Below are 14,635 nucleotides of genomic sequence, written 5' to 3'. Positions count from 1 at the left end.
CCGGCCTCGCCGATCAGCCGCGGCCATTGACCGGCAGCGCGGCGCCGGTGATGCCACTGGCTGAATCAGCCAGGAGAAAGGCCATGGCTTCGGCCACTTCCGAGGGCAGCACCCAGGCCGACGGATTGGCTTTCGGCATGGCCGCGCGATTCTGCGGAGTGTCGATCGTGCCGGGCAGGACGGCGTTGACCCTGACGCCCTCGGACTTCAACTCGGCGGCGAAACTCTCGACCAGCCGCAGGACAGCGCTTTTCGACGCGGCATAGGCCGCCAGCCCCGATGGGGCCTTCAAGCCGGCTCCGGCGGCAATGGCGACCAGGCTGCCGCGTTGCGCCGCGCGCATCGGCGGCAGCGCCGCCTGGACGATGTTGAGCGTGGTCAGCGTGTTGAGCCGGAACATCTGGTCCCACAGGTCGGTGCCGCCATCGGCGGCCGGGGCGGCGGCGAAACCGCCGACCGTATGGGCAAGGCCGTCGATGCGCCCGAAGCGGGCGAGCGTGTCGGAGACGACCTTCCGGCAAGCCGCGGGATCGAGCAGGTCGGCGTCGGGGATCGCCAGATGCGATGCGGCGGCGGGCAAATTCGCCAGGGCTTCGGTGAGCGCCGCGCCGCCGCGAGCCACCGCGACGACGGTCATGCCGCGATCGGCGAGCACGGGCAGGAGCGCACGTCCGACATTGCCGGTGGCGCCGGTGACGATCACGACAGGGGTCGGATGGGGCATGGCGGTCTCCAGGGATGCAAGCGCCGACCAGGCTACATCCCGTGCCCTGCCCGGCGCCATCCCGTTGACGGGCCGCCGCGGCGGCAGCCGCCGGCCTCCCGCCGAACCCGATCAGCCCAGGTAATCGTTGTCCAGGTAATCGTGCACGACCTCGCCGAGGTCGAGGGTGAGGTCGGCGATCAGATGCACGCCGGACAGGATCTCCAGCACCGGCAGGTCGGCGACCGGCGCCAGGGCGTGCGGGCTGAGTTCCAGCGCCGCCGGCCCGGTCCAGGCGCCCTTGAGGTCGAGATCGCGCAGGTAGTAGCGCACCAGTTCGCAGACGCGCGGGCGGCCGTCGACATGGGGAACGATCTTGAGCAGGAAGCCCGGCTCCTGAAGCGCGTGCAGCGCGGTCTCGTCCGGGATGCGCCGGTGCTTGTAACCCATCGTGCCGGTGGCGATCCGCGCCGGCCCGAAATCGAGCGTGCCGACCAGCGTGTCGCCTTCGACCTTCAGGCTCGGCGCGGCGAGCTTCTTGGGAAAGCCCCAGAGTTCGCGCCCGCCGGCGATCGGCGGGTCGTCGTCGAGGAACATCGAATGGACGAAACCGCCGCTCTGGTAGCCGCCCTGCCCGTCCGGCAGCCTGACCGGAATGACCTGGCCGGATTCGGTGTAGTCACCGAAGCCGGTCGAATCGGGCATGCGGATGAACTCGTATTTGACGATCGGCTCGACGATCTCGAGCGGCTCGGGAACCACCCGTTCCAGCGCCTCGCGGCTGGTCCGATAGGTGATGATCAGGAATTCGCGATTGACGAAACGATAGGGGCCAGGCGGAAAGGACGGGTTTTCCAGCGGCATGGCGAAGGCGTTCTTGCGGATATCGGCGGGTTCCATCGAAACGGTCCTCGGAGCGGGGCGTCGGCGCGCAAAACGTGAACGGTGGGCGGCGGTTCAGGCGAGGTAGTCGTGAACCACCGTGCCGAGATCGAGCGTGTAGTCGGCGATCATGTGCAGGCCGGTGACCTCGCCCGCCATCGGCAGGTCGGCGAGCGGCGCCAGGGCGTGCGGATGCAGCCTGAGCGCCGACGGCCCGGTCCAGGCGCCCTTCACGGTAACGTCGCTCTTGGTGACCCGGACCAGCTCGCAAATGCGCGGGCTGCCATCGACATGCGGGATGATCTTCAAAAGGAAGGTCGGCTCGAGGAAGCCGGCAAGCGTCGCCTCGGCGTCGGCGCGCCGGTGCTTGTAGCCCATGGTGCCGGTGGCGACCCTGACGCGGCCGAAATCCAGCGTGCCGACCAGCGTGTCGTGCTCGACCGCCAGCTTCGGCCCGGCGAGCTTTTGCGGAAAGCCCCAGAGTTCGCGTCCGCCCGAGATCGGCGGATGGGTGTCGAGGAACATGAAGCGGGTATAGCTGCCGGTCTCCTGGCCGAACTTCACCGGGATGACCTGGGCGGCGCCGCTATAGGCGCCGAAGCCGGTCGAGTCGGGCATGCGCACGAATTCGATACGGACGGCGGCGTCGATCACCTCGAGCGGTTTCGGCACGACGCGCTCGATCAGCGCGCGATCGGTCCGATAGCTGATGGTCAGATATTCGCGGTCGACGAAGCAATAGGGCCCCGGCGGAAAAGACGGGCGGTGCAAGGGCATGGCGAATGCGGATGCTCTGACGTCCTGGGCTTTCATGGGCTCACCTCGCACCTTAAAAAAAGGGTGAACGCACCCCACCCTGCCGGACGAGCGCGACCGCGCTGATCTATGACACGGGGCGCGACAGGCGGATGTCACGGGCCGGTGTTTCTCGTCCCCTCATGTCGTCCGGCTGGTGCCGCTCGGCCGGCCCCGGCAGCCGCCGGTTGCCGCCCGGCAAGCGCGCGCGCCGCGTGACCCTCGGCCCGCGACCGGCGCAACGCGCCCTGCCGGCGCGAGCCGCGAGGCGAAATGCCAGCTCGACTTGCATCAAGCCCTCTGGATTAATCTTCGGTAGAGCGAATTCTGGCATTATTCTCGGCTCGGCAAGGGACACTGCAGGACATGCTTCGCAGCCGCTGGATGGCAAACTGGGCGAACCGGGGACCCGCCTTGCGCTGGGTCGCGCCGATCGTCCTGATTGCCGGCTGCTTCTGCGCAGTCTGCGCCCATGTCCTGATCGAAGCGCGCCACGCAGCCCTGGAGCGTGCCGCTCAGACCGCCACCGGCCTGGTTGCCGCGATCGAGACCGACACCATTCACAACGTCGAGAGCGTCGCTCTGTCGATCGCCGGCGTCGTCGAGGGCCTGAAGCGGCCCTATATCGATCAGGTCAGCCCCGAACTCCGCCAGGTCCTTCTGTTCGACCGGTCGACGACCGCGCGCCATCTCGGCGGCATCATGGTCATCGATGAAACCGGCGAAGTGCACCTGGATTCGCGGACGCTCTATCCGCTTTCGGTCAACCTCAGCGATCGCGATTACTTCCAGTTCCACAAGGGCAGTGCCTCAGCCGGGATCTATATCAGCCGCCCCTATGAGGATCCGATCACCGGGCAACTCAGCGCCGGGGTCAGCCGACGCCTCTCCCATCCGGACGGATCGTTCGCCGGTGTGGTGATCGGCGCCCTGCGCCTGGAATATTTCCAGAACCTGTTCAAGGACACGTTTCTGGGCACCGACGGGCTCATCACCCTGGCCCGCGCCGACGGCACCATGCTCATGCGGTGGCCCTTCCAGGAACACCTGCTCAGCTGGAATCTCCGGTCCACGGAACTGTTCAGGCATTTTGCTCAGAAAAGAGCCGGCCGTTATGAAGTGAAGATCGTCCCCGACGGCATCGACCGGCTCATGGTCTATGGCCAGATCGGCGAATTGCCGCTGGTCGTCGTGGTCGGGCAATCCCTCGCCGACATCTATGCGTCGTGGCGCCGCTACGCCTCGATCGTCAGCCTGCTGGTCGCCGGGCTCTGCGCCGTCACCGTCACGCTGGCGGTGTATCTGGCGCGCGAACTGAAGCGGCGCACCGACACCGAGGCCGAACTCGAGCTACGCGCCCGGACCGACGAACTGACCGGCCTGTCCAACCGGCGCCATTTCAACGAGACGCTCGATCGGGAATGGGGGCGCGCGGCGCGCGCCCAGGAGCCGCTCGCATTGCTCATGCTCGATATCGACCATTTCAAGACCTATAACGATGCCTACGGCCATCAGGCGGGCGACAAGCTGCTCCAGGCGCTGGGTTCGGCGATCAAGGGCAGCATCCGGCGCCCGGGCGATCACGGGGCGCGCTACGGCGGCGACGAATTCTCGATCCTGCTGCCGGGAACCGAGGCCGAGGGCGCGGTGCGGGTGGCCGAGCTGGTGCGCGCCTGCCTGGCGCAGACCGAGCCCGGCGAGATCAGGTCGGCGCAGCGGCTGAGCGTTGGTGTCGCCTGCCTCACGCCCAAGCCGGAATGGCAGCCCGACGAACTCATCGCGCTGGCCGATCGCGCGCTCTACCGGGCCAAGGAGCTCGGCCGCAACCGCACCGAAATCGTCGAGCGCCGGTCCGCCCGGCCGGCACTCCGGCGGCAGCAAGGCCCCCACCAGGCTTCGTAGCGAATGGCGAGTAGTGAATGGGGATGATGCGAAAACCGCAGTGAACGTCCCCCTGCCGCAAGCGATTTGTGCCGGCGGCATTTCGCTGCATGCCCCATTCGCCACTGGCTATTCGCTATTCGCCCCCGATTCCGGAAAGGACAGTGCCTTGAGCGAAAACCTTGGATTGGACGAGACGCGTCGGGATGCCGCCCTGCACGGCCCGATCGAGAGCATCCGGTTTTCTGGCCTCGGCGCCGGTCCGGCGCTGATCGTGCTGGGAGCCGTGCATGGCAACGAGATCTGTGGTCCGAACGCCATTCGCCGCGCCATCGCCGCATGCCGCTCGGGCGAACTCTTGATCCGGCGCGGCGACGTCACCTTCGTGCCGGTGGCCAATCCGAAGGCCTATCTCCAGAACACCCGGGAAGGCGACCGCAATCTCAACCGCGACCTGCGCGAGAAACCCTATCCCGCCGACTATGAGGACCGGATCGGCAATCGCCTCTGTTCACTCCTGCGCCAGCACGACGTGCTGCTCGACATCCATTCATTCAAGAGCCCCGGCGTCCCCTTCACGTTCTTCGGGCCGGAGAACAACCGGGGCGAACTCGAAGCCTTCCGGCACGCCGATGCCGAAGGCGCGCTGGCCGCCTGCCTCGGCACGACCATCGCCATTCACGGCTGGCTGGAAAATTATGCGCGCCTGCTGGCCGTGCGCGAGCGCATCGGTTTTCCCTGCACGTCAATCGCCGAGGGTTGGGGCACCACGGAATATATCCGCTTTTCCGGGGGTTACGGCGTGACGCTCGAGTGCGGGTTGCACGACGATCCGGTCTCGGCCGAGGTCGGCTACAGCGCCATCGTCAACACGCTGGCCCATCTTGGCCTGACCGATGGGCCGGCACCGGCGCTACGCCCGCAGACGGTCATTCACATGGTCGATGTCATTGTCTGCGAACAGGCGGGCGACCGCCTGGAGGGCCGCTGGAAGACCGGTGATGCGGTTGCAGCCGGCGACCTCGTCGCCCGGCGCGCCAATGGCGAGGCGGTCAGGGCCGCTCGCCCGGGCTTCATCATTTTCCCCAATGCCAATCCGAAGCCCGGCGAAGGCATCTGCCATCTCGGTGTCGCCAGCGACCGGCGGATCTGAGCGACCCACCCCGCAGCCGCGCTAGCGTTGCGGGCTGAGGGCGAGTTGAGAGGCGATGCCGTCACGCTCGTAGACATCGTGGCGAAACCGCACCACGCCGGCGGGATCGGCCCAGGCGGTGACGTAGACCCAATAGACCGGGATCGATTGCAACGGGCGCACGTCGATCCGCTCGTCTGTTTGCAGAACCTGATCGATCTCGGAACGGGTCCAGGCTGTTCCCTGCAGCGCCCAGGCAATCAGGCCGCGGATATCCTGGATCCGGGCACAACCGGACGAATGAAACCGCTGGTCCTCGTCGAACAAGCCCTTGGCGGGGGTATCATGCATATAGACCGCATGGACGTTCGGGATGTTGATCCGCACATTCCCGAGGGAATTGCCCTCGAAAGGGTCCTGGCGAAACCGGTATCTCAAAGCCTCAGTCGAATTCCAGTTGATCGAAGCGGCGTCGACCTCCTGGCTCTCGCCGTTGAAGAGACGAATCCGATTTCTCGCCAGATAATCCGGCTCGGCCTGCATTTTTGGGATCAAATCCTTGCGGATGATCGAGGCCGGGATGGTCCAATAGGGATTAAAATTGATGTCGGCGATGCGGCTCGAAATGACCGGCGACTGCCGGTCGACCTTGCCGACCACTGCGACATGGCGCGACACCACGACGTCGTTCTCGACCGCCTCGGCTTCCGCCGCCGGAATGTTGAGAACGAGATAGCGGTTGCCAAGGAAGCCCGAATAGGCGCGCACCCGGACGAGATTGGTCTCGAGCTGCCGCAGCCGCGTCTCGGCTGGCACATTCAGGGCCGTCAGCGTCGATGCGCGGACTTGGCCCTCGGGCGATATCCCATGGCGCATCTGGAACCGCCTGAGCGCCGCTTCGACCGTGCTGTCGAACAGATCGCCGCCGCGGGCATTGCCGCCAAGGTCGCCGGTCGCCGCCAAACGCTCGCGCAGCGCCGAGACGCCCCGGCCGCGCGCGCCGATGCGCAGCCTGTCGCCCGCCGGGACGGGTCGCCAACCACCGCGCGAGACGATCGCGGCATAATCGTCGATAGCCCGTTCCAGGCCCAGCACCGTGTCGGTTCCCAGAACCGGCCGACTGCTCCGCACCGCATGCGGGCGCAGCGGCGCCGCAGCGCTGCCATTGATTGCCGCGCCGCTCGCTCCCTGCCGCGGACCTTGCGCCCAGGACGCATGGCCGCTGCCGAGAAACAAGGCCGAAACGGTCGAGCCGATCAGGACTTGGCGGCGATCGACCCGGATGCCTGACGGAGAATGGGACGTTGCTTGCGGCACGAAAAATCTCCGACGCTCCGACAGCGCCTGCAGTTCCGATAGTTGCCGAGATTTGCCTCCTTTATGGTTAACGGCAGCGACGTAACGGCGCTTGCGATCGCAACAACGTCCAGTCCCGCTGCGTCACTCCGCGCCGACAGGACGCTGAAACGCAATATCGCTGATATCAACGACCTTACATGCGCAAAATCAGCGGCGGACGTTGCTCAGATTTCATAAACCATAACAATTCAAATTGACTCTTTTCTCACGCGATCAACTCCCGGCAAACGAAAGGTGGTGTAATTTTTCCGGCGCATCGGCAGTTCGGGCGAAATGTCACACAAAGACGAAAAACACCTCGCGTTGCCCCCAAGACGACCTGAATGAACATGCGCCTTACTTATGTCGCTGCCTCCGTATGCGCGTGTCTTGGCCTCGCCGGGTGCGCCGCCAGTCCATATCTTGAAGGCGCCGACCCGCGGCAACCACCCGTCGAGACGACCGGCTCGATCACCAGGCCAGCCGCAGCCACTCCCCCCGCCGCAACCGGCCTGCCATTGCCGCAAGACAGGCCGAGACCGGCCTCGACGGCGCCGGGCGCAGCTTACGCGCCCTTGCCTGCCAGCAGGCCCGTCCTGGCGGCCATGACCAGCATGCCGGCTGCCCCGGCGGTTCGACGCATAGCGGCGGATGCCGTGCAGGTCCACAGCCGCCGTTTTCGCGACGCCAAGCCAATCAATTTCGGCGCATCGTCGCCCAGCAGGCTGGCTGTCCACGGCGTCGATGTTTCGCGCTGGCAGGGCGATATCGATTGGGTGAAGCTTCGCAGCCAGGGTGCCAACTTCGCCTATATCAAAGCGACCGATGGCGGCGATCACCTCGACCCGATGTTCGTCCGCAACTGGCACGCCGCGGATGCGGCCGGCCTGAGACGCGGCGCCTATCATTTCTTCTATTGGTGCCGATCGGCGAGCGACCAGGCCGCCTGGTTCATCCGCAATGTCCCGCGTGTCCAGGGCGCCTTGCCACCGGTCATCGACGTCGAATGGAACGGCGAGTCCCGTTGCACGAGGCGCCCGTCCCGCGCTCAGGTCTTGGAAAAGATGCGGGTCTTCATGGACCGGCTCGAAGCCCATTACGGCCAGCGTCCGATCATCTACACGGCGCCGGACTTCTATCGCGACAATCTTCGAGGCGCTTTCCTCGACCATCCCTTCTGGCTGCGCGCCGTGGCGCAGCATCCATCCAGGGTCTATCCGGGCCGCAACTGGGTGTTCTGGCAATATTCGGGATCCGGCCTGTCGCACGGCGTCACCGGCCGGATCGACCTCAACGTCTTCCACGGCAACGAGAGCGCCTGGCGGGCCTGGCTCGCGCGCTCGTAGCGATCAGGCGCGAAGTCGCCAAGCGAACCAAGCGGCCTGCGCGGCAATGCTCTTGCGACAGCCTCGCCGCGGCGCCATTTCGGCGACCCGCCTGAGGCTTAGTCCCGGGCGCCGGGCAGCACCTGAAGAACCGCGGGCGGAGATGGTCCCGTTGCGGAGAGCTGATCCCGGGACAGAAGAACGATAGCAAGAATTGGAGCCAATATTGGCGTGCCGATGATTGCCAACACCAACGACGCGCGCGCGGCGTATCCGACAAGCCTATTCAGGACGCGAAACTGGTACATGACCTAGGGATAGCAGGACAAGATCAAACAAGCATTGAATTGTCCGTTCAGCGGTCATTCATTGCGCCGCCAGCGGCGAGGCCGCTGCCGTGCCCTGCCCGACCGGCATCATTGTCCCGCATGCCGACGCCAAGCCTGGCGAAGGCATCTGCCATTTCGGTGTGGCAAGCGCCGGCTGCACTGAGGCCGGCACGCCAGTACGCGGGGGCTTTTCACCCCCGCACGCGTGTCCTTAAGTCAATCGATGATGGCGATGGCGCGGGTCCAGCCGGCCGAGGCGCGTTCGATCTTCACCGGGAAACACGACACGGTGAAACCGGTCGAGGGCAATTGCTCGAGATTGTGCAGCTTCTCGATATGCGAATAGCCAATGTGACGGCCCGCCTTATGGCCTTCCCAGATCAGGCTGGCATCACCGGTTTCGGCATATTTCCGGGCGGTGTAGACGAACGGCGCGTCCCAGCTCCAGGCATCCGTGCCGGTGACCCGAACGCCGCGCTCGAGCAGGTACATGGTCGCCTCATAGCCCATGCCGCAGCCGGAATTGACATAGTCCTGGCGGCCATATTTGGCGCCGGCGCTGGTATTGACCACGACGATGTTCAACGGCTGCAGCTGATGGCCAATGCGCGCCAGTTCCTGCTCGACGTCTGAGGCGGTCACCACATAGCCGTCGGGGAAATGGCGGAAGTCCAGCTTCACGCCGGGCTGCAGGCACCATTCGAGCGGCACTTCGTCGATCGTCCAGGACTTCTCGCCCCGGTTCATCGTCGGGTGATAATGCCAGGGCGCGTCCAGATGAGTGCCATTGTGGGTCGACAGGGTGATGCGTTCGACCGCCCAGGCCTGGCCCTCCGGCAGGTCTTTCGGCGCGAGCCCGGGGAAATGCTTGAGCATGCGATCCATGCCCTGCTGGTGGTCGATATATTCGATCGTCGGATGGCCGCCGGGCGGATCGGCGGGCACGTCGTTCTGCAAGGGCACCGAAATATCGACCAGTCGGCGTGACATGGCGTTTCTCCTCGATTTTTTTGGATCATGAAGGCGGCCGCTCCAGCCGGATGCGCCAGGTGCACCGGATGAAACGGCCGCCGCTGTCGTGTCAGGCCGCCTGCCGCTCGACGCGGTTTTTCAGGATGCCGATCTTTTCGATTTCGAGCTCGACCGTATCGCCATGCTCGAGAAACCACCCGAGCTCCAGCCCGCAGCCATTGCCGACGGTTCCCGAGCCGATGAACTCGCCCGGCATCAAGGTCTCGTCACGCGAGATATGGGCAATGAGCTCCTCGAAGGAAAACAGCATGCCCTCGCTGGTCGTGTCGCAACGCGTCTCGCCATTGACCCGCGCCTTCATGCCGAGACGATAGGGATCGCCGATCTCGTCCGGCGTGACGATCCAGGGACCGATGACATTGCCGCCGTCGAAGCTTTTGCCTTTCGACGGTCCAAGCCGGCCGGCCATTTCGATGCGCTGCGCGTCGCGGGCCGAGAAGTCGTTGAAGATGGTGAAGCCGAAAATGTGGTTGCCGGCCGCCTTCGCGTCGATATCGGCGCCCCTGCCCTTGGTGATGCAGGCGAGCTCCAGCTCGTAGTCCATCAGCTTGCTGTATTTCGGCCATTTGACCGTGGACCCGGTGCCGCCGACGCTGAACCGGTTGGTGATGTAATAGATCGGCACCTGCCGATAGACCTCGGGCAACTCGCCGAGCGGCTCGGCATTCAGCCGCGCCAGTTCCGCCATGTCGCCCTTCTGGCGCGCGGCGAGCTTCGCCGGCCCCCGGCCGCCTTGCAGGATATGCGTCGGAAACGACATGGCATCCCGCATCTGCCGGGGTTCCGGCAGCGGCGAAAGCAGCGCCACCGCGGCCAGATCGTGGGAGAGATCGGCGTCGCCCGAGCGGCTGTCGAACAGCCGCCGCGCCTGGTCGAGCGCGGCATCGCCACCATCGATCAGGTCCAGCATCGACTGGAAGGCCTGGCTTTGCGATCCGGCGCGATCGGCCGCCAGCGCCAGGTCGAAAACCTTGCCGTCGCCATCGTGAACGACGCCGATGCGCGCCTTGCCGCCGTGTCGAAACGTCGCGAGCTTCATGACCACTCCTTGCTTAAAATAAATATATATGTATGGAATATCGATAAAGATAATGAGTCAAGCGCAACGCTTGGTCATCTGGGAGGAGCCGGACACATGTTGAAATCGCTCATCGGTACGATTGCGGGCGCCACCATGCTGCTGGTCGGCGCGGCCCAAGCGCAGCAGAAGGTGAAGATCGGCTGCACCGCGACCGCCGACTGCGCGTCGGCCATGGTCGCCATCGACCAGGGCATCTTCAAGCGGCTCGGCCTCGACGCCGAAATGGTGCTGATCGGCATCAATTCGAACATCCCGGCGGCGCTCTTGTCCAATTCGATCCAGATCGGCGGCCCGACGGCGACGGTGTTCCTGCAGGCCGCCGATGGCGGCCTCGGGCTGGTCGGCGTCGCCGGCGCCTCGGTCATGACGCCGCCGACCAACCAGGTCGTCACGGCCTTCGTGCGCAACGGCCTGACCCTGACCAAACCGACCGATTTCATCGGCAAGAAGGTCGGCGCGCCGGGCTTCGGCGCCTATCTGCACGTGCTCTTCGTCAAATGGCTGATGGACAATGGCGTCGACCCGGCCAAGGTCAATTTCGTCGAGGTGACCTTCCCGACCATGAGCGACATTCTCCGCTCCGGCGCCGTCGATGTCGTGCTGTCAGGCGAGCCGATCGTCACCCGCATGCTCAATGCCGGCATCGGCACGGTCGGGGTGCGTTATGTCGCCGAACTCGGGCGCAACGATCCGATCATCATCTATGCCGCGTCGCGCAGCTGGGCCGCGCAAAATCCGCAACTCGTCAGCGCGTTCCGCGCCGGCATTCGCGAGGCCGCCCAGATCGTCAATACGGATCCGGACAAGGCCTCGGAATCGATCGCCCGCTTCACCCGGCAGCAAATGGAACTGGTCCGCGCGAGCCCGCGCAACCATTCCGACCCTGCCCTGACCGGCAATATGCTGCGCTGGTGGGTCACGGTCATGACCCAGCAGAACCTGCTTCAGGGCAATCTCGATCTCAGCAAGCTCATCCTCGAATAGGAGCGCCTCATGACGTCCGCAGCCAGCGATCCCGTTCAGGACGGACATGCCAGCGACACGCTCACCGACCGGGCCATCGCACTGGTGCAACGGGACATCCTGGCGGGCGCGCTGACGCCGGGGGCGCGGCTGCGGATCGTCGACCTGGTCGAGCGTTACGAGATCGGCGCGACGCCGCTGCGCGAGGCCCTGTCCCGCCTGGTCTCGCGCGGGCTGATCATCGCCATCGGCCAGCGCGGCTTCCGGGTGGCCAGCGTCAGCCGCGACGACCTGCTCGACATCACGCAGGTGCGTGTCCTCGTCGAGATGGAGGCGCTGCGCCTGTCGATCGCCCATCGCGCCGACACCTGGGAGGCCGGCATCCTCGCCAGTCTTCATCGCCTGCGCCGTTATGTCGAACGCCATGGCGAGCATTTCGGCGAAGGCACGGAGGAATTCGACGCGTTGCACAAGGCCTTCCATTCGTCGCTGATCAATGGCTGCGGATCGCCCCGGCTGATCGAGGCGGTGTCCAGCCTCTACGACCAGGCCTATCGCTACCGCCGGGTCATGATGCGCGGCTTTTCCGACCCCAACCGGTTCATCATCTCGCACCAGCAGCTGGCCGACAGCGTGCTGTCGCAGGATTTCGCCGCGGCGAGCGAGGCCCTGTCGTCCCATCTCAGGAAGACCCTCGAGTTCGTCTACCCCCAGGTGCAGGAATGAACGCGTTGATCAAGAGCCAGAGCCACGGGATCGCCGAACGCGCGAGCCCAAGTCGGCCGGTCGCCGAGCCGCATTTCGATTTTTCCGGCGTCAGCCTGACCCTCGGTGCCAAGACGATCGTCGAGGATATCGACTTTCAGATCGGCAAGGGCGAATTCGTCTGCATCATCGGCGCGTCGGGCTGCGGCAAGACCACCGCGCTGCGCCTGGCCGCCGGGCTCTACCAGCCGTCCGGTGGGGCCGTCACTTTCGCCGGCGCGCCCATGCTGTCGCCGCGCCAGGACATCGCGATCATTTTCCAGGACTATGGCAAGGCGCTGCTGCCCTGGCGCACCGCCGCCGGCAATGTGTCGCTGGCGCTGGAAGCCGCCAAGGTGCCGAAGGCGCAGCGCGGCGCGCTGATCAAGGACTACCTGACCAAGGTCGGGCTGCCCGATCATGCGACCAAATATCCGACCGAGATGTCGGGCGGCATGCAGCAGCGGCTGCAGATCGCGCGCTGCCTGGCGCAGGATCCGCGCGCGCTGCTGATGGACGAGCCCTTCGGCGCGCTCGACGCAATGACCCGCCAGTCCCTGCAGGACGAGGTTCTGTCGCTGGCCGCGGCCACCGGCGCCACCGTGCTGTTCGTGACCCACGACCTCGAGGAGGCAATCTATCTCGGCGACCGGGTGATCGGGCTCCTGCCGCACCCCGGGCGCATCGGCATCGAGCTGAAGATCGACCTGCCGCGGCCGCGCGACCAGCTCACCACCCGGGAGGACCCTGAATTCCTGCGTCTGAGGCGCACCCTGTTCGATTTCATCAAGGCATCGGAAAGCTGAGCCGGCATGGACACCGACCGCCTGAAAGGCTTTCTGTTGCCGATCGCCGCCGTCCTCGCCATGGAGGCCTGGCTGCGCTGGTCGAACATCCAGAGCGAGTCGCTCGCGCCGCCGAGCCAGGTCGTCGTCGCCCTGTTCGAGGCGCTGACCGACGGCTCGATGCTGGCAGCGACCGGCGATACGCTGATCGGCGCCTTTACCGGCCTGGTCATCGGCACCTCGATCGGGCTGGTTCTCGGCCTGCTGCTCGGCCTGTTGCCGCCGGTCGACCGGTTGATGGAAGTGACGATCGAATCCATTCGCCCGATCCCCTCCGTGGCGCTGCTGCCAATCGCGCTGATGGTCTTCGGCTTCGGCTACATGATGGAATTCACCATCGTCGCGAAGACCTGCACCTTCGCAACCCTGATCATGACGCGCTCGGCGGTCAGGGGGGTCGAACCGCGCCTGCTGGAGGTCGCGCGGGCGCTGCGCCTGTCGCCGCTCGCGCGGATCTGCAAGATCGTCATCCCCGCCGCGCTGCCCCGGATCTTCATCGCGTTCCGCCTCGCCGCCGGCGCGGCCTTGATCGTCGCCGTGACGGTCGAGATCACCATGAACCCGCTCGGTCTCGGCTACGCCATGATGACCGCGCAGCAGGCGCTTCGGCCCGACCTGATGCTCGCCTATCTCGTCTGGATCGGCATTGTCGGCTTCCTCTGGAACGCGACGCTTTTGTTCGCCCAGCGGCGGTTCTTCGGCCGCGCCGCGATCGTGGAGGGCGAACAATGAGCCTGTCGTCCCCGTTGATCTGGCGTCTCGCCAGCCTGGCGGTGGCCGCCGGCTTCGTCGCGCTGTGGCAGTTGCTCGCCAATTCGCAGCTGATTTCGCCGGTCTTCCTGCCCGGACCTGACAGGGCCTGGGCTGCCCTGGTGCGCGGCTTCACCGCCCGTGACCTTGGCGCCAAGGTGCTGGGCACGCTGCAGCACATGGCGTTCGGCTGGCTGGCGGCCTCGCTTGCCGCGATCGTGCTCGGCTCGCTGATCGGCTCGTCCAGGCGGGCGCGCATCTATATCGCGCCGTCGCTCGAATTCCTGCGGCCGCTGCCGGTCTCGGCCATCATCCCGGTGGCCATCGCGCTTTATGGCCTGAGCGAGACGATGGCGATCTTTGTCATCGCCTTCGGCACGCTGTGGCCGATGCTGCTCGCCACCGTTCACGGCTTTTCGGCCGTCGAACCCAGGCTCTACGAGGTCGCCCGCAGCCTGAACCTGTCGCGGCTCGAGACCATCTTCAAGATTTCGCTGCCCTCGGCCCTGCCCGACATCCTGGCCGGCATGCGGATCAGCCTGACGGTGGCGCTGATCCTTTCGGTGGTCTGCGAGATCGTCGCCGGACTGAACGGACTCGGCCAGTGGATCCTGGTTTCCGCACGCATGTTCCGGGCGCCCGACCTGTTCGCCGGCGTCATCCTGCTCGGCGTGATCGGCTATCTCGCGGCGGCCTGCATCGGTGAGGTCGAGCGACGGCTGCTGGCCTGGCGAACCAGGGGGCATTGAGGCAAGGACGCGCGTTCGCCGGCACGCCGACGGGGCCGGCAAGCCGCCGCCATGATCGGAGCGGTGGCGGTCGCGTGCTTCTGCTA

14 protein-coding genes are annotated in these 14,635 nt (G+C 65.8%); 8 read left to right on the top strand and 6 right to left on the bottom strand.

The features are described from left to right. Positions 1-13: 13 nt before the first annotated feature. The 3 genes from E8M01_RS28155 to E8M01_RS28145 form a co-directional block, all read right to left on the bottom strand. On the bottom strand, positions 14-724 hold the full coding sequence (locus E8M01_RS28155; protein ID WP_170182112.1) for an SDR family oxidoreductase: 711 nt from the start codon (positions 722-724) through the stop codon (positions 14-16). Positions 725-835: 111 nt separating this feature from the next. Beyond that, positions 836-1,603, bottom strand: coding sequence for an acetoacetate decarboxylase (locus E8M01_RS28150; protein WP_136963181.1), 768 nt, complete (start codon positions 1,601-1,603; stop codon positions 836-838). A 57-nt stretch (positions 1,604-1,660) separates the two neighbouring features. Further along, positions 1,661-2,398 carry an acetoacetate decarboxylase gene (locus E8M01_RS28145; RefSeq protein WP_136963180.1) on the bottom strand — a complete coding sequence of 246 codons (738 nt, stop codon included), beginning with the start codon at positions 2,396-2,398 and terminating at the stop codon, positions 1,661-1,663. Positions 2,399-2,746: 348 nt separating this feature from the next. On the opposite strand from E8M01_RS28145, the gene E8M01_RS28140 reads away from it, so the two are divergent. Next, positions 2,747-4,282, top strand: a complete 1,536-nt coding sequence (locus E8M01_RS28140) for a GGDEF domain-containing protein (protein WP_136963179.1) — start codon at positions 2,747-2,749, stop codon at positions 4,280-4,282. A gap of 148 nt (positions 4,283-4,430) precedes the next feature. Then, entirely contained in the window at positions 4,431-5,414 is a 984-nt protein-coding gene (locus E8M01_RS28135) for a succinylglutamate desuccinylase/aspartoacylase family protein (RefSeq protein ID WP_215908814.1), read from the top strand. 21 nt (positions 5,415-5,435) lie between these two features. Here E8M01_RS28135 and E8M01_RS28130 read toward each other — a convergent pair whose 3' ends face one another. Further along, a complete protein-coding gene (locus E8M01_RS28130) occupies positions 5,436-6,710 on the bottom strand; it encodes a L,D-transpeptidase family protein (protein ID WP_136963178.1) in 1,275 nt (424 codons plus the stop codon). Positions 6,711-7,081: 371 nt separating this feature from the next. Here E8M01_RS28130 and E8M01_RS28125 point away from each other — a divergent pair, with 371 nt between their 5' ends. After that, positions 7,082-8,077: a glycoside hydrolase family 25 protein gene (locus tag E8M01_RS28125; RefSeq protein WP_136964875.1), complete on the top strand. Its 996-nt coding sequence runs from the start codon at positions 7,082-7,084 to the stop codon at positions 8,075-8,077. A 524-nt stretch (positions 8,078-8,601) separates the two neighbouring features. Here E8M01_RS28125 and E8M01_RS28120 read toward each other — a convergent pair. After that, on the bottom strand, positions 8,602-9,375 hold the full coding sequence (locus tag E8M01_RS28120) for a cyclase family protein (protein WP_136963177.1): 774 nt from the start codon (positions 9,373-9,375) through the stop codon (positions 8,602-8,604). Positions 9,376-9,466: 91 nt separating this feature from the next. Continuing rightward, positions 9,467-10,456, bottom strand: coding sequence for a fumarylacetoacetate hydrolase family protein (locus E8M01_RS28115; RefSeq protein WP_136963176.1), 990 nt, complete (start codon positions 10,454-10,456; stop codon positions 9,467-9,469). A 96-nt stretch (positions 10,457-10,552) separates the two neighbouring features. On the opposite strand from E8M01_RS28115, the gene E8M01_RS28110 reads away from it, so the two are divergent. From E8M01_RS28110 to E8M01_RS28090, 5 genes are read left to right on the top strand one after another with little or no spacing between them, the layout of a single operon-like run. Continuing rightward, positions 10,553-11,482, top strand: coding sequence for an ABC transporter substrate-binding protein (locus E8M01_RS28110; protein ID WP_136963175.1), 930 nt, complete (start codon positions 10,553-10,555; stop codon positions 11,480-11,482). A 9-nt stretch (positions 11,483-11,491) separates the two neighbouring features. After that, positions 11,492-12,187, top strand: coding sequence for an FCD domain-containing protein (locus tag E8M01_RS28105; RefSeq protein WP_136963174.1), 696 nt, complete (start codon positions 11,492-11,494; stop codon positions 12,185-12,187). Further along, positions 12,184-13,011 (top strand): ABC transporter ATP-binding protein, encoded by an 828-nt coding sequence (locus E8M01_RS28100; RefSeq protein ID WP_136963173.1) that lies wholly within the window; start codon positions 12,184-12,186, stop codon positions 13,009-13,011. Before E8M01_RS28105 ends, E8M01_RS28100 begins: the two co-directional genes overlap by 4 nt. A gap of 6 nt (positions 13,012-13,017) precedes the next feature. Then, positions 13,018-13,782 (top strand): ABC transporter permease, encoded by a 765-nt coding sequence (locus tag E8M01_RS28095; RefSeq protein ID WP_136963172.1) that lies wholly within the window; start codon positions 13,018-13,020, stop codon positions 13,780-13,782. Then, complete coding sequence (locus E8M01_RS28090) at positions 13,779-14,549, top strand: ABC transporter permease (protein ID WP_136963171.1); 771 nt, start codon at positions 13,779-13,781, stop codon at positions 14,547-14,549. Before E8M01_RS28095 ends, E8M01_RS28090 begins: the two co-directional genes overlap by 4 nt. Positions 14,550-14,635: the final 86 nt, after the last annotated feature.

This window comes from Phreatobacter stygius (assembly GCF_005144885.1).
GTDB classification, from domain to species: domain Bacteria; phylum Pseudomonadota; class Alphaproteobacteria; order Rhizobiales; family Phreatobacteraceae; genus Phreatobacter; species Phreatobacter stygius.
This window is presented reverse-complemented; position numbering and strand designations above follow the sequence as displayed.

What these genes read in the sequence shown, in the direction of transcription:
- E8M01_RS28155 (WP_170182112.1), bottom strand. Translation starts at nt 724, where the DNA reads ATGCCCCATCCGACCCCTGTCGTGATCGTCACCGGCGCCACCGGCAAT.
- E8M01_RS28150 (WP_136963181.1), bottom strand. Translation starts at nt 1,603, where the DNA reads ATGGAACCCGCCGATATCCGCAAGAACGCCTTCGCCATGCCGCTGGAA.
- E8M01_RS28145 (WP_136963180.1), bottom strand. Translation starts at nt 2,398, where the DNA reads ATGAAAGCCCAGGACGTCAGAGCATCCGCATTCGCCATGCCCTTGCAC.
- E8M01_RS28140 (WP_136963179.1), top strand. Translation starts at nt 2,747, where the DNA reads ATGCTTCGCAGCCGCTGGATGGCAAACTGGGCGAACCGGGGACCCGCC.
- E8M01_RS28125 (WP_136964875.1), top strand. Translation starts at nt 7,082, where the DNA reads ATGCGCCTTACTTATGTCGCTGCCTCCGTATGCGCGTGTCTTGGCCTC.
- E8M01_RS28120 (WP_136963177.1), bottom strand. Translation starts at nt 9,375, where the DNA reads ATGTCACGCCGACTGGTCGATATTTCGGTGCCCTTGCAGAACGACGTG.
- E8M01_RS28115 (WP_136963176.1), bottom strand. Translation starts at nt 10,456, where the DNA reads ATGAAGCTCGCGACGTTTCGACACGGCGGCAAGGCGCGCATCGGCGTC.
- E8M01_RS28110 (WP_136963175.1), top strand. Translation starts at nt 10,553, where the DNA reads ATGTTGAAATCGCTCATCGGTACGATTGCGGGCGCCACCATGCTGCTG.
- E8M01_RS28105 (WP_136963174.1), top strand. Translation starts at nt 11,492, where the DNA reads ATGACGTCCGCAGCCAGCGATCCCGTTCAGGACGGACATGCCAGCGAC.
- E8M01_RS28100 (WP_136963173.1), top strand. Translation starts at nt 12,184, where the DNA reads ATGAACGCGTTGATCAAGAGCCAGAGCCACGGGATCGCCGAACGCGCG.
- E8M01_RS28095 (WP_136963172.1), top strand. Translation starts at nt 13,018, where the DNA reads ATGGACACCGACCGCCTGAAAGGCTTTCTGTTGCCGATCGCCGCCGTC.
- E8M01_RS28090 (WP_136963171.1), top strand. Translation starts at nt 13,779, where the DNA reads ATGAGCCTGTCGTCCCCGTTGATCTGGCGTCTCGCCAGCCTGGCGGTG.